The 14729-nt window shown below is 65.0% G+C and carries 11 protein-coding genes; 8 read left to right on the top strand and 3 right to left on the bottom strand.

The window, feature by feature from the left end; genetic code table 11:
* Window positions 1-49 precede the first annotated feature (49 nt).
* The 8 genes from ACQR03_RS20405 (at window position 50) to ACQR03_RS20370 (ending at window position 11329) form a co-directional block, all read left to right on the top strand.
* A complete protein-coding gene (locus tag ACQR03_RS20405; protein WP_316166153.1) occupies window positions 50-943 on the top strand; it encodes a branched-chain amino acid ABC transporter permease in 894 nt (297 codons plus the stop codon).
* Between the two features lie 3 nt (window positions 944-946).
* Window positions 947-2020, top strand: a complete 1074-nt coding sequence (locus tag ACQR03_RS20400) for a branched-chain amino acid ABC transporter permease (protein WP_315712915.1) — start codon at window positions 947-949, stop codon at window positions 2018-2020.
* 58 nt (window positions 2021-2078) lie between these two features.
* The gene (locus tag ACQR03_RS20395) at window positions 2079-3365 is read left to right on the top strand and encodes an ABC transporter substrate-binding protein (RefSeq protein WP_315712916.1); all 1287 of its coding nucleotides are present in this window, start codon (window positions 2079-2081) and stop codon (window positions 3363-3365) included.
* A 166-nt stretch (window positions 3366-3531) separates the two neighbouring features.
* The gene (locus ACQR03_RS20390) at window positions 3532-4368 is read left to right on the top strand and encodes an ABC transporter ATP-binding protein (protein ID WP_316192900.1); all 837 of its coding nucleotides are present in this window, start codon (window positions 3532-3534) and stop codon (window positions 4366-4368) included.
* A gap of 126 nt (window positions 4369-4494) precedes the next feature.
* On the top strand, window positions 4495-5715 hold the full coding sequence (locus ACQR03_RS20385) for a phenylacetate--CoA ligase family protein (protein ID WP_434841851.1): 1221 nt from the start codon (window positions 4495-4497) through the stop codon (window positions 5713-5715).
* 137 nt (window positions 5716-5852) lie between these two features.
* Window positions 5853-7043, top strand: a complete 1191-nt coding sequence (locus ACQR03_RS20380; protein ID WP_316191404.1) for a CaiB/BaiF CoA transferase family protein — start codon at window positions 5853-5855, stop codon at window positions 7041-7043.
* Window positions 7044-7210: 167 nt separating this feature from the next.
* Window positions 7211-7372, top strand: coding sequence for a hypothetical protein (locus ACQR03_RS20375; protein WP_315712919.1), 162 nt, complete (start codon window positions 7211-7213; stop codon window positions 7370-7372).
* A gap of 897 nt (window positions 7373-8269) precedes the next feature.
* Complete coding sequence (locus ACQR03_RS20370) at window positions 8270-11329, top strand: autotransporter outer membrane beta-barrel domain-containing protein (protein WP_316225650.1); 3060 nt, start codon at window positions 8270-8272, stop codon at window positions 11327-11329.
* A gap of 66 nt (window positions 11330-11395) precedes the next feature.
* On the opposite strand, the gene ACQR03_RS20365 is transcribed toward ACQR03_RS20370, so the two are convergent.
* The 3 genes from ACQR03_RS20365 to ACQR03_RS20355 all read right to left on the bottom strand — a co-directional run bounded on the left by ACQR03_RS20365 (window position 11396) and on the right by ACQR03_RS20355 (window position 14597).
* Window positions 11396-12916, bottom strand: coding sequence for a tripartite tricarboxylate transporter permease (locus ACQR03_RS20365; protein WP_434841806.1), 1521 nt, complete (start codon window positions 12914-12916; stop codon window positions 11396-11398).
* Window positions 12917-13035: 119 nt separating this feature from the next.
* Window positions 13036-13578, bottom strand: a complete 543-nt coding sequence (locus tag ACQR03_RS20360) for a tripartite tricarboxylate transporter TctB family protein (RefSeq protein ID WP_315712922.1) — start codon at window positions 13576-13578, stop codon at window positions 13036-13038.
* A 32-nt stretch (window positions 13579-13610) separates the two neighbouring features.
* Window positions 13611-14597 carry a tripartite tricarboxylate transporter substrate binding protein gene (locus tag ACQR03_RS20355; RefSeq protein WP_316169716.1) on the bottom strand — a complete coding sequence of 329 codons (987 nt, stop codon included), beginning with the start codon at window positions 14595-14597 and terminating at the stop codon, window positions 13611-13613.
* Window positions 14598-14729 lie beyond the last annotated feature (132 nt).

Genomic DNA, 14729 nt, shown 5'->3' with positions numbered 1-14729 from the left:
TCGCGATGGATCGCCGGGTCAAGCCCGGCGGTGACGAGTGAGAACGATCATGAACACCGCCTTCCTCATCCAGCTCCTGGTCAACGGCCTCGTCGTCGGAACGCTCTATGGCGTGGTCGCGATGTCGTTCGTGCTGATCTACAAGGCGACCCAGGTCGTCAATTTCGCGCAAGGCGAGCTGCTGCTGATCGGCGCCTGGGTGTGCTGGGCATTGCTGACGAAATATCAGGTGCCGTTCTGGGTCGGCATGCCGCTGACGCTGGTCTTCATGTTCGCGTTCGGCATCGCGATCCAGGTCGTGATCCTCCGTCCGATGATCGGGGAGCCGATCATCTCCGTCATCATGGTCACGATCGGCCTTTCGACCGTGTTTCAGGCGGCGCTGAAATGGATGTTCGGCGTCAACCCCCAGCCGTTCCCGCCAGTGTTCGCCAGCACGTCCGTCGACCTGTTCGGACTTCAAATCCAGACGGTCTACGTCATGAGCCTCGTGGTATCGGTCCTGATGATGCTCGGCATGGCTTGGTTCTTCAAGGCCTCCAAATATGGCCTGGCGATGCGGGCGACCGCCTTCAACCAGCAGGTCGCGCAGTCGCTCGGCATCTCCGTCAAGAACGTGTTCGCGATGGCCTGGGCCATCTCGGCAACGGTCTCGGCCGTGGCCGGTGTTGTCGTCGCCGTGGTCAACGGCGTCTCCTCCGGCCTGTCGGCCTACGGCATCAAGGTTTTTCCGGCGGCGATCCTCGGCGGCCTCGACTCGGTCGGTGGCGCCGTGCTCGGCGGCATCATCATCGGCCTCCTCGAGAACATCGCGCAGTATGTCGACAGCCAGTATCTGCACTGGGGCAATCTGTACGAGATCGCGCCATTCTACGTGCTGATCATCATCCTGATGATCAAGCCCTACGGCCTGTTCGGCACCAAAGACATCGAGCGGATCTGAATCATGGTTGCGCGCTCCACGATACCCGCCGGCGACTTCCGCACCTCTTACGCGGCCGACACCACGATCTTCCCGACCAGAACCAGCCGCAATTTCGCGATCGCCGGCGTGATCCTCCTGTGCTTCGCGCCGCAGGTGTTCTCCGAATACTGGCTGTCGGTCTCGATCCAGATCGGCATCTTCGCCATCGCCGCACTAGGCCTCAACATCCTGGTCGGCTTCACCGGCCAGATCTCGATCGGACAGGCCGGCTTCTTCCTGCTCGGCGCCTTCACCTCGGCCTATATCAACAACACCTACGCGATCCCGGTGTTCTTCGCGATCCCGCTCGCCGGGGTGATCACAGCACTCGTCGGGCTGATTTTCGGACTTCCGGCGGCGCGGCTGAAGGGTCTCTATCTCGTCATCGCCACCCTCGCCGCGCAATACATCCTGCTCGACTTCTTCTCCCGCGCCGAGTGGTTCTCCGGCGGCTCGGTGCCGGCCTCCGCCAATCCGTTCTCGATTTTCGGCTATACGCTGCGCGGCGACCGGCAATATTTCTACGTCGTGCTGGCCTATGTCGTGGTGTGCTACCTCCTGGTCACCAACCTGATGCGCACCCGCGACGGCCGCGCGCTGATCGCAATCCGCGACCACTATCTCTCGGCCGAGATCATGGGCATCAACCTGACGAAGTACCGGACGCTGTCGTTCGGCCTCGCCGCGTTCTTCGCCGGCATTGCCGGCGCGCTCTACGCGCACTACCAGCTGGTGATCTCGCAGGAAGGCTTTGGCATCGAGCGCTCGATCCTGTTTCTCGCCATGATCATCATCGGCGGCACCGGTTCGATCATGGGCACCCTGATGGGGACAGCATTCGTCGTTCTGCTGCCGGAATCGATGGAATGGCTGAGCCACCACCTCAAGGGCGGCGCGATCGACAAGGCGCTCGCGCTCAACAACAACATCACTTTTTTGCGCGAGATCGCGATCGGCCTGATCATCATCGCCTTCCTGATGTTCGAGCCCGACGGGCTGGCGCATCGCTGGCGCCAGATCAAGACATACTGGAAGCTCTATCCGTTCTCACATTGAACTCAACCAACAGGGACCGGCGACAATCCGGCCCGAACGCATCACAGGAGGAAGCACTATGACGATGAAATCATTGCTCGGCTCGGCGGCGCTGGCGCTGCTCGCAGGCGCCTTCGCCTCAACGGCGCAGGCGCAGCAGATCGCAATCGGACATCTGCAGGATCTCTCGGGCGGCACGTCCGACGTCGGCACGCCCTATGGCCAGGCCGTGATGGACACCTTCGCCTGGGTCAACAAGAACGGCGGCATCGGCGGCAAGCAGCTCGCGGTCGACAGCAACGACTACGGCTACCAGGTGCCGCGCGCGATCGCGCTGTACAAGAAGTGGTCGGCCCCGGACAACAAGGTCGCGGCGATCATGGGCTGGGGCACCGCGGACACCGAGGCGCTGACCGGCTTCCTCGCCAACGACAAGATCCCTGACATGTCCGGCTCCTACGCCGCCGCGCTGACCGACCCTGAAGGCACCAGCGGCAAGGCCAAGGCCGCGCCGTACAACTTCTTCTACGGCCCAAGCTACTCGGACGCACTGCGCGCCGAGCTGACCTGGGCGGCCGAGGACTGGAAGGCCAAGGGCAAGCCCGGCAAGCCGAAATTCGTGCACATGGGCGCCAACCATCCCTATCCCAACGCGCCGAAGGCCGCGGGCGAAGCGCTCGCCACCGAGCTCGGCTTCGAGGTGCTGCCGCCGCTGGTGTTCGCGCTGGCGCCCGGCGACTACAGCGCGCAGTGCCTGAGCCTGAAGAGCTCCGGCGCCAACTACGCCTATCTGGGCAACACCGCGGCCTCCAACATCTCGGTGATGAAGGCCTGCAAGAATGCCGGCGTCGACGTCCAATTCCTGTCCAACGTCTGGGGCATGGACGAGAACGCCGCCAAGACCGCGGGCGATGCCGCCGACGGCGTCGTCTTTCCGCTGCGCACCTCGGTGGCCTGGGGCGGCGATGCGCCGGGCATGAAGACGGTGCAGGAGATCTCCAAGATGTCCGACCCGACCGGCAAGGTCTATCGACCGGTGCACTATGTCGCCGCGGTCTGCTCGTCGCTCTACATGAAGGAGGCGATCGAGTGGGCTGCGAAGAATGGCGGCGCCACCGGCGAGAACGTCGCCAAGGGCTTCTACCAGAAGAAGGACTGGGTGCCCGCAGGGATGGAAGGCGTCTGCAGCCCCTCGACCTGGACCGACAAGGATCACCGCGGCACGATGAAGGTCGACCTCTATCGCGCCAAGGTGACCGGCCCGACCGATGGCGACCTCAACGATCTCATGGCCAAGGGCACGATCAAGCTCGAGAAGGTCAAGACCATCGAGCTGCCGCGCAAGGCGGAATGGGCGGGTTGGTAGGTTGCCAGGCGGCCGCTGAATCAACTCAGCAGCCGCTCCGCACGCCATCGTCATCCCCCGCGAAAGCGGGGGATCCGGTACGCCGCGGCTTCTCCACCGAGCATCGGCGGCTCTGGAATACTGGGCCCCCCGCCTCCCGCGGGGGACGACAGTGAGGTGAACGGATATGGTTGAGACCCTCGATAAGCCCAATGCAAATGCGACCGCGAGCGCAGCCCCCCTGCTCTCCGTCCGCAACATCGAGGTCGTCTATGACGACGTCATCCTGGTGCTGCGCGGCCTCAGCCTCGACGTGTCCAAGGGCGCGATCGTTGCGCTGCTCGGCGCCAACGGCGCCGGCAAGTCGACGACGCTGAAGGCGATCTCCGGCCTGTTGAAGACCGAGGACGGCGAGGTCACGCGCGGCGAGATCATGTTCGACGGCACGCGCATCGACGGCATCGATCCGGAGAAGATCGTCCGCCGCGGCATCTTCCAGGTCATGGAGGGCCGCCGCATCGTCTCCGACATGACGTCGCTGGAGAACCTCAAGCTCGGGGCGTTCACGCGATCCGATCGCGAGGTCAACAGTGACATCGAGATGGTGTTCAACTATTTCCCGCGGCTGAAGGAACGCACCGGCCTTGCGGGTTATCTTTCCGGCGGCGAACAGCAGATGCTGGCGATCGGACGGGCGCTGATGGCGCGGCCGAAGATGATCCTGATGGATGAGCCGTCGATGGGCCTGTCGCCGCTGCTGGTGAAGGAAGTGTTCGCGATCATCAAGGAGATCAACAGGGATCTCGGCGTCACCATCCTGCTGGTCGAACAGAATGCGCGCGCGGCGCTGTCGGTGGCCAGCCACGGCTACATCATGGAACAGGGAAAGGTGGTGCTCGACGGCACCGCCGACAGCTTGCGCGACAACGAGGACGTCAAGGAATTCTACCTCGGCGGCGCCGGCGACCAGCGCAAGAGCTTCAAGAACCTGAAGAGCTTCAAGCGGCGGAAGCGGTGGCTGTAGCCGAACTCTCTCCTCGTCATGGCCGGGCTTGACCCGGCCATCCACGCACGAGCCGCAACGATGAACGACGTGGATGCCCAGGACAAGCCCGGGCATGACGACCGCAAGATTCAAGGACTGGGTACGATGACCCACTACGACGCCCTCGAAACCCGTGATCCCGCAGCCCGCGAGCAGGATCTGTTCGGCCGCCTGCCCGACGTGCTGCACGCGGCGATGAAGGCGCCGGCCTATGCCGCGCTGCTGCAGGGCATCGATCCCCAGGACATCACGACGCGCGCTGCGCTCGCGCAACTGCCGGTGCTGCGCAAATCCGAGCTGCCTGCCCTGCACAAGGCGGCCCCGCCATTCGGCGGCTTCGTCGCGCAGGCGCCCGGCGCGTTCTCGCGTCTGTTCACGTCGCCCGGGCCGATCTTCGAACCGGAGGCGGCGCACAGCGATCCCTGGCGCGGCGCCCGCGCCCTGTTCGCCTCGGGCTTCCGCAGCGGCGATATCGTGCTCAATACCTTCAGCTATCACCTCACGCCCGGCGGCTTCATCTTCGACGCCTCGGCGCGCGCGCTCGGCTGCGCGGTGATCCCGGCTGGCCCCGGCAACACCGAGGCGCAGTTCGAGTTGATCGAGGCCTATCGCCCGATCGGCTACAGCGGCACGCCCGACTTCCTGAAGATCCTGCTCGACAGCGCCGCCAGCGCCGGCCGCGACGTGTCCTCGCTCAAGCGCGCGCTGGTGTCGGGCGCGGCGTTCCCGCCGTCACTGCAGGCCGAGATGAAGGCGCGCGGCATCGATGCCTATCAGGCGTTCGGCACCGCCGATCTTGGCATCGTCGCCTATGAGACCGCAGCGCGCGACGGCATGGTCGTCAACGAGGACCTGATCTTGGAGATCGTCCGCCCCGGCACCGGCGATCCGGTGGCGCCAGGCGATGTCGGCGAGATCGTCGTCACCTCGCTCGATCCCCACCATCCCTGGATTCGCCTTGCCCTCGGCGACCTCACCGCCGCCCTGCCCGGCACCAGCGCCTGCGGCCGCACCAACATGCGCATCAAGGGCTGGATGGGCCGCGCCGACCAGACGACCAAGATCAAGGGCATGTTCGTGCGCCCCGAGCAGGTCGCCGAGATCGGCAAGCGCCACCCGGAGCTCGGCCGCCTCCGCCTGGTCGTCACCCGCGCCGGCGAGACCGATGCGATGACGCTGAAGGCGGAATGCGCCTCGCCATCAGATGGCCTGCAGGACGCGCTCGCCGCCAGCCTGCGCAGCATCACCAAGCTCGGCGGCAGCATCGAGCTGATCGCACCGGGCACGCTGCCCAACGACGGCAAGGTGATCGCCGACGAGCGGTGAAGTCCTCGCGTTGTTCCCGTAGCAGGAAGCCCTGCGCCAGCGGCATGAGCGGGGCGGCCCGCACCACCCGCACGCAATTGTCGCCTCCCGCGCGCTCTCCTATACAGCCATGTCACGTTCTCTCGGAGTTCGTCCGCATGGCCTTTCCGCGCGCGTCCAAAGCCCTGTCCCGCTTCACTGTCCTCGATTTGACGCGGGTGCGCGCCGGCCCGACCTGCGCGCGGCAGTTCGCCGATTGGGGCGCCAACGTCATCAAGATCGACGCCATGATGGAGGATGGTGGCGAGGCCCTGGGCGGCCCGCGCCGCGGTTCCGACTTCCAAAACCTGCATCGCAACAAGCGCGCGATGACGCTCAACTTGAAAGACCCAAAGGGCGTCGACGTGTTCATGCGACTGGCCAAGCGGGCCGATGTCGTGATCGAGAACTATCGCCCTGATGTGAAGACCAAGCTCGGCATCGACTACGAGGCCGTGCGCAACGTCAATCCCCGCATCGTCTATGGCAGCATCTCCGGTTTCGGCCAGGACGGCCCCTATGCGAAGCGGCCGGGCTTCGATCAGATCGCGCAGGGCATGGGCGGGCTGATGTCGATCACCGGCGCGCCCGGCGAGGGCCCGATGCGCGCGGGCATCCCGATCGCCGATCTCTCCGCAGGCCTGTCCTGCGCGATGGGCATCCTCACCGCGCTGCTCGAGCGCGAGGTCTCCGGTGAGGGCCAGTGGGTGCAGACGTCGTTGTTGCAGGCGCAGATCTTCATGCTCGACTTCCAGGCCGCACGCTGGCTGATGGAGAAGGAGGTCGCCCCTCAAGCCGGCAACAACCATCCGACCAGCATTCCGACCGGCGTGTTCAAGACTTCCGACGGCTACATCAACATCGCCGCCACGGGGGGGCGGATCTGGGAGCGGCTGTGCCAGACGCTCGGCGCGCCCGAATGGATCGACAATCCGGACTACGCGACCGCGCCGGCGCGCTCCAAGAACCGCGATGCGCTCAACGCCGAGATCAATGCGCGCACGCTGGCGAAGACGAGCGAGCAATGGGTCGCCGAGCTCAATGCCGCCGGCGTGCCCTGCGGGCCGATCTACGCGATCGATCAGATGTTCGAGGACCCGCAGGTGAAGCATCTCGGCATGGCGCAGCAGGTCGCCAGCGACGACGGCCGCGACATCACGCTGGTGGCGCAGCCCTTCACCTTGTCGCGCACGCCGAGCCGGATGGCGGCACGGCCGCCGGAGTTCGGCGAGCAGACCGAGGAGATCCTCTCCGAGTTCGGCTTCACCGATGGCGAGATCGCCGATCTGCGGCTGCACCGCGTCGTGTGAGCAGGTGCAATATGACCAAGCTGCGGCATCCCGCCGCTGTGGCCCAGATGTCACCACGTTGGAACTTCGACCTGGGCGGGATTGAGGCCAGAGCGAGACCGCGTTAATCTCTTCGCATCAGTTGATCGCGGACCCCTTCGGCCCGCGCGTGTGAGGAGTAGCCTTCCATGAGCGCGACGGAATTGAACGAGTTTCTGACGGCGATGGACATGGTGCGCGACGTCAACGCGGCCGCTCTGAATCACGTCGGCGTTCTGCCGTTCGACGAAACGATGCTCGACAACGAGTCCGACTGGTACCACATGCCGGTTGCGGAGAAGGCCCACTGAGGCTGACTTAACTCGGGTCCGCGCGCTCGCTGACCTGAATCATCTTTGCTCGAAGCCTTCGTTCCGAAAGCCGGACGGAGGCTTTTTCTTTTCGAGGGCGGCGGGATGAGCTGCGAACTCTGATCCGCCGAACGCAAAAAAAAAGCCCGACGCACGCGCCGGGCAAGGTGATCGTCTCGGGAGGAAACATCAGGGCGCGATGACCAGAGATCAGGCACCGCGCGTGAGCAGAACGATATCTGCCCATGAATGGAGCCTATCACCGCTCTGCCTAAAATGCTGTCATCGCAAAGACACAACCTCTGGAGAAGCGCCGGACGGCTTCGAACATCGGTACGATTGTTTTGGTATCCCCAGCCAAGCCCTATCCACCACAACCCGTGAACCAATTACGGCATGGTCCCAATCAGAAACTCGCAACTGATGCCGATGGTCGTGGGAGCCTCAGCCTGTGGCCTGTTCACCCGCCGCGTTTGGCCGGCTCGGTCCGCGAGGCTGACGCGCAGGGAGAATCTGGGCAATTCAGGTGCTCGTCGCGGTCTATCCGCAGCGTTTGAGGCAGGATCGCTGATGCCACAGCCCATGCTGCACAAGCCCGCCGCATGCGCGCCATTCGGTTGCGGAACGACCACGCACAACCGGAGGCGGAGGCTGGTTCGTATCGAATGTTGCACGACGGTCACAGGCAGCGACGAACTTAGGCCATCTCGAAATCCACCCAAAAAATCACAGTACCCGCCGAGGCGATCTTGGCTGCGATATGCGGTCTGGCACGATTGGAGGCGCCTGACGGCGCCTGCATGACATGGATTCAATCGCGAAGATGCAAAGGCTGACGTGCTGATCGCAAACCGATCCGGTCCCCATACGGTCTCGCGCTCGAGGCGGTTGTGCTGGTTGTCAGCGGCCGCGCTGGTCACCCCGGTGCTTGCGGCGGCGCCAGCCATTGCGCAGGCCACCAGAGGCGGCGCCGGCGGCAGCAGCCAGGACACCTTCGCCAATGGCGGTGCCAGCTCGGCCACGGCCGTTGGAAATGTCGGCGCCAATGCACCTATTCCTACCCGAGGCGGCGGCGGTGGCGGCGCCGGCACACTCGGCGGGGCCGGCGGCAGCGATTCGACCGGTGCCGCACCGGGTGGCAGCGGCGGGATCGGTCCGGGCGCCAACGGACTAAGCGGTCAAAGCGGCTTCTCGATTCACAGCGGAGGCGGAGGTGGCGGTGGCGCACATGGCGCCGTCGTAACCACGGACACGAGCAACTCCGCAGCGGTGTCCGGCGGCAATGGTGGACGTGGCGGCGCCACCACCGGGGATTTCGGCGGTGGCGGCGGCGGCGCCGGCGGATACGGGGTGGTCGTCGATGGCAGCGGGCTCACCTACAGCAATGGCAGCAGCATCACGGGAGGCAAGGGCGGCAATGGCGGCGCGGCTGCCTCGCTAAATGTCGTCGTGAATGGCTGGGGTGGCAATGGCGGCCAGGGCGGTTACGGTATCTTTCTGACGGGAAGCAGCGTCGTGCTGACCAACGCCGGCACCATCAAAGGCGGTGGCGGCGGAAATGGTGGTGACGCGCCATCCAGCACCCAACCGAATGCGAGTGGCGACGGTGGTAGTGGTGCCGCCGGCGTCGCCTTCGCCGCGGACGGCACGCTGATCAACTCCGGCACCATCACCGGCGGCGACGCAGGCGTGGCCGGCGCGACGGATACAAGTCACTCCGGCACGGCTGGAAGGGCCGGTGCGGGCGTCATCGGCGCCAATCTCGCGATCATCAACAGCGGCACGATCTCGCGCGGTAACGGCTTTGGATCTTTCGTAGCCCCCGCCGCCATCAGCTTCACCGGCGGCAGCAACGTGCTGGAGATCTGGGCGAGCTCGATCATCAATGGCAATGTCGTCGGCACCGGCACCGATACGTTCCGGCTCGGCGGCGCCGCGAACGGCAGCTTCGACGTTTCCACGATCGGCGCGACCGCGCAATACCAGGGCTTCTCGAGTTTCGTGAAGACGGGCACCGCGACCTGGACGCTGACCGGCACGACGACCGAGGTTACGCCGTGGAGCATCAACCAGGGCGCGCTCGCGGTGTCATCAGATGCCAATCTCGGCGATGCTTCCGGCGGCGTGTCGTTCGGTGGCGGCACGCTGCAATATCTCGCCGGCTTCAGCTCCAGCCGGACCGTGACCCTCAATGCCGGCGGCGGCACGTTCGATACCAACGGCAACAACGCGACACTCAGCGGGACGATTTCGGGCACGGGCGGGCTCACCAAGGTCGGCGTAGGCATCCTGACCTTGTCAGGCACCAGCAGCTACACCGGGGCGACGACCATCGACGGCGGCGTGCTCGACGTCGAAGGTGCGATCACGAACACCTCTGGGGTGACCGTGAATGCCGGCGGCACCCTGACGGGTGCGGGTCTCGTCGATCCGCCGATGACGGTCGGCATCAATGCCGGCGGCACGCTGGCGCCGGGCAATGGCACCGCCGGCTCGTCGATGACCATCGTCGGCAATCTCGCCTTCCAGTCCGGTGCGTACTATCTGGTGCAGCTCGATCCGACCACGGCCTCATTCGCGAGCGTCACCGGATCGGCCACCCTCGGCGGCGCCACCGTCAACGCCGTGTTCGGCACCGGCGGCGGTTATATCGACAAGCGCTACACCATCCTGACCACGAGCGGCGGCATCTCGGGCGGCTTCGGATCGGTGGTGAAGACCAACCTGCCCTCCGGCTTCAAGACCAGCCTGAGCTACGACGCCAACAACGTCTATCTCGATCTGATCCTCGCCTTCGCCGTGCCCGGCGGACTCAACGGCAATCAGAAGACGGTCGGCGATACGCTGTCGGCGTTCTTCGATCGCACCGGCGATATTCCCGTCGTGTTCGGCAAGTTGAACCAGGCGGGCCTTACGCAGGCGTCCGGCGAGAGCGCCACCGGCGTGCAACAGACCACGTTCAACGCCATGAGCCAGTTCGCCAGCCTGCTGACCGATCCCTTCGCACAACGTCAAGCCAGCGGCGGGGGCGCGATCAGCTATGCTGACACATCCCGCAAGCGCACCGATGCTTTCGCGATGCTGACTGACGACAGGCCAGCCGAGTTTGCGCAGCGCTGGAATGTCTGGGCGGCGGGCTTCGGCGGCTCGCAAACGACCAGCGGCAATGCAGTCGTCGGCTCCAACGATACCACCAGCCGCATCGCCGGCACCGCCGTCGGCGCCGACTACCGGATCGCACCGCGCACGATTGCGGGCTTCGCGCTCGGCGGCGGCGGCACCAGCTTCAGCGTCAACGGCCTCGGCTCCGGCCGCTCCGACCTGTTCCAGGCCGGCGCCTATCTGCATCATCATATCGGCCCGAGCTATCTGAGAGCGGCCCTGGCCTATGGCTGGCAGGACGTCACCGCGGATCGCACCGTCACCATCTCCGGTGTCGACCGGCTGCGCGCGACCTATCAAGCCAATGCCTGGATCGGCCGCATCGAGGGCGGCACGCGCTTCGTCGCTCCCATCGGCGGCATCGGCCTGACGCCTTACGCGGCTGCGCAGGTGACGAGCCTGCGCCTACCGGCCTATGTGGAGCAGGCCATCTCCGGCACGTCGACCTTCGCGCTGAGCTACACCGGCAAGACCGTCACCGACACACGCACCGAGTTCGGCCTGCGCACCGACAAGTCCCATGCGCTGGCAGACGGCGCCCTCACCTTGCGCGGCCGCCTCGCCTGGGCGCACGACTTCAATCCCGATCGTTCGGTCGCGGCGACGTTCCAGACGCTGCCGGGCGCAAGCTTCGTCGTCAACGGCGCCGCGCAGGCGCGCGACTCCGCGCTGACGACGACCTCGGTCGAGATGAGCTGGCAGAACGGCTGGAGCGCCATGGCGACGTTCGAAGGCGAGTTCTCGAGCGTCACCCGTTCCTATGCCGGCAAGGGCAGCGTGCGCTACTCGTGGTAGGAGCGGCGTAGCCGATCGAGCGCAGGCGTCCAGCTGGCAGGGCACGGGTGATCAGCGACAACCGTACTAAGCCTCGGCCTTCGCGGCCGGCGCTCCCGACTTGCTGAAGGTCGCGATCGCACGATCGATCAGCGGCCAGAACAGCAGCACGATCGCCAGCGTCGTGATGGTGCCCACCAGCCCGTTCGCCCAGAACACCTTCATGTTGCCGCCGGAGATGATCATCGACTGCCGGAACGCGTCCTCGGCACGGCTGCCGAGCACCAGCGCCAAGGTGAACGGCGCCAGCGGGATCTTGATCTTCTTGAAGACATAGCCGACGACGCCGAAGCCGAGCATCAGCCAGACGTCGAACATCGCGTTCTGGATCGCGTAGGCGCCGATGGCGCAGGACACCACGATCATCGGCGCCACGGCCGCGAACGGCACGCGCAGGATCGAGGCGAAGATCGGCACGGTGGAAAGCACGAGCACGAGGCCGACGACATTGCCGAGATACATCGAGGCGATCAGGCCCCAGACGAAGTCCTTGTGCTCCACGAACAGCAGCGGGCCGGGATTGAGGCCCCACACCATCAGGCCGCCGAGCAGGATCGCCGCGGTGCCCGAGCCAGGAATGCCGAGCGCCAGCATCGGCAGCAGCGCCGCCGTGCCTGAGGCATGCGCTGCGGTCTCGGGCGCGAACACGCCCTCGATGCGTCCCTTGCCAAAACTGTCCGGATTCTTGGAGAAGCGCTTGGCGAGGTTGTAGCCCATGAAGGAGGCCGCGATCGCGCCGCCCGGCGTGATGCCGAGCCAGCAGCCGATCACCGAGGAACGCAGCAGGGTCATCCAGTATTTCGGCAGGTCCTTCCAGACGGCGAGCACCGTGCGCAAGGAGATCGCGGCGGCGTGACCGCGCAGCGCCAGGCGTTCCTCCATCGTCAGCAGGATCTCGCTGATGCCGAACAGGCCGATGACCGCGACCAGGAAATTGATGCCGCGCAACAGATCGGTCGAGCCGAAGGTCATCCGCAACTGACCGGACACGGTGTCCATGCCGACGCCGGCAAGCAGCAGACCGAGCGCCATCGCAATGACCGTCTTGTGCTTGTCCTCGCGTCCCAAGCCCACGAACGAGCAGAAGGTCAGGAGATACACGGCGAAGAATTCAGGCGGACCGAACTTCAGCGCAAACGACGAGATCCAGGGCGCCAGGAAGGTGATCAGCATCACCGCGACCAGCGAGCCGATGAACGACGAGGTGAAGGCGGCCGTCAGCGCCTCCGCTGCCTTGCCCTGCTGCGCCATGGGATAGCCGTCGAAAGTGGTCGCCACCGACCACGCCTCGCCGGGAATGTTGAACAGGATCGAGGTGATGGCGCCGCCGAACAGCGCGCCCCAGTAGATGCAGGACAGCATCACGATGGCCGAGGTCGGGTCCATCGAGAAGGTCAGCGGCAGCAGGATGGCGACGCCGTTGGGCCCCCCCAGCCCGGGCAGCACGCCGACGAAGACGCCGAGCACGAGCCCAACCATCATCAGCAGCAGCGTCTTCCAGGTCAGGAGGACCGCGAACCCGTGCAGCAGCAGACCCAAGGCTTCCATGATTTCATTCCAACTGTTTCCTCGTCATTGCGAGCGCAGCGAAGCAATCCAGAGTCGAGTGCGCAGCCCTGGATTGCGTCGTCGCGTTGCTCCTCGCAATGACGGGGGAGAGACCGGTGTCAGTACCCGAACGCCGCTTCGAGCGGGCCCTTCGGCATGATCACGTCGAACACGACATCGAACGTCACGAACATCACGGCGCTGAACAGGAACGCCGTGAGCAGCGATTTCCAGATCGCGATCTTGCCGACGAGACGCATGAACCCGGCGATGAGCAGGAAGCTCGCGACATAGATGCCGAGAAACTGCATCGCGATGCAGAACAACAGGGTCGGCACGAACACCGCCATCACGCGCCGCAGTTGCGCGCGCGTCACGAAAGTCTCGACCGCTTCTTTGCTGGACAGAAACGCCGCGCCGATCCCGTAAAGGCTGGCGCCGCCGAGGATGACCGAGAGATAGAACGGAAAGTAGCCGGGCTCCGGACCGGTCGAGTCCCAGGACGCACCGGTCCGCCAATTGTCCCAGGCGAGTACGGCCGCGAGCGCGAGCAGCAGCAGCGACACCGCGACGTCGACGGTCCGGGTGGAGGTGACGGCCGGAGAATTCTCCTCCGGCGCGGTCGGATCGTCGACGGCAATCTCGAGCTCAGCGTTGGACATCGATCCTCCTCATCCCCTCGCCCCGCCCAGCCTCACTTGGCGACGAAGCCGGCTTCCGTCATCAGCTGCTTGTTGAGCGAGCCGTCCTCTTCGAGGAACTGCAGCATGTCCTTGCCGGTGAGGAAGATCGGCTTCAGCGCCTGCTTCTCCATGTAGTCCTTGTACTCCGGTGTCTGCACCAGCTTGCTGAACAGGTCGATGTAGAACTCCTGCTGTTCCTGCGTCACCTTGCCCGGCAGGAACATCGCGCGCAGCATCAGGTATTGCACGTCCAGCCCCTCCTCCTTGCAGGTCGGAATGTCGTTCCAGGACTGCGTCTCCGTGACCTTGGTCGTGTAGGAGATGCGCTCCTTGTCGAACACGCAGAGCGGACGCACCTGGCCGGCGCGCCAGACTTCGAGATTCTCGGAAGGATTGTTGACGTTCGCTTCGGTGTGCCCGCCGACCAGTTGGGTCGCGGCCTCGCCGCCCGACTTGTAGGGCAGATAGGAGAACTTAGCGCCGGTCTTCTTCTCCATGAAGACCGTGAGCACGTGATCTTCGCGCTTGGAACCGGTGCCGCCCAACTTGAACGGGGAGCTCGACGCCTTGGCAGCCTCGATGAACTCCTTCACCGTCTTGGGGCCGTTGACGTTGTCCCACAGCACGAACTGATCGAGTGCGATCACCGCGACCGGCGACAGCTCGTGCCAGTCGAACGGCAGCTTGGCCGACAGCGGCAGCATGTAGATCAGCGAATAGGCGATCAGGATCTTGTTCGGATCGCCGTCGCTGGACTTCATGTACATCAGGGCTTCGGCGCCCGACGCGCCGCCCTTCAGCGACACGACAACCGGCTGCTTCAGAAGATTGTTCTTCTGAATGGCAGCCTGCATCATCCGCGCCATCTGGTCTGATGCACCGCCGGCGCCTGCGGCGACGACAATCTCGACCGGCTTGGTCGGCTCCCAGCCGGCAAAGGCGGGCGCAGTTGCGAAAAAGGCCGCCGTTGCGGCCGCGATCTTGATGAGTTTGCGCACGTGTTTCTTCCCCGTTCGAAGCGCCAGCTTGCATCCTACCAGGATACTGCTGGCTTATTGTGGTCAGTTCAAGAACACAAGCATGATGCGGCCTCATGTTCCTCGGCATAAGGTCGCAAGCACGGCATCGGA

It is taken from the genome of Bradyrhizobium sp. HKCCYLS3070 (assembly GCF_051167575.1).
In the GTDB taxonomy this organism is placed as follows: Bacteria; Pseudomonadota; Alphaproteobacteria; order Rhizobiales; family Xanthobacteraceae; genus Bradyrhizobium.
Note: the sequence above shows the minus strand (reverse complement) of the source record. Positions and strands in the feature narration are given on the sequence as shown.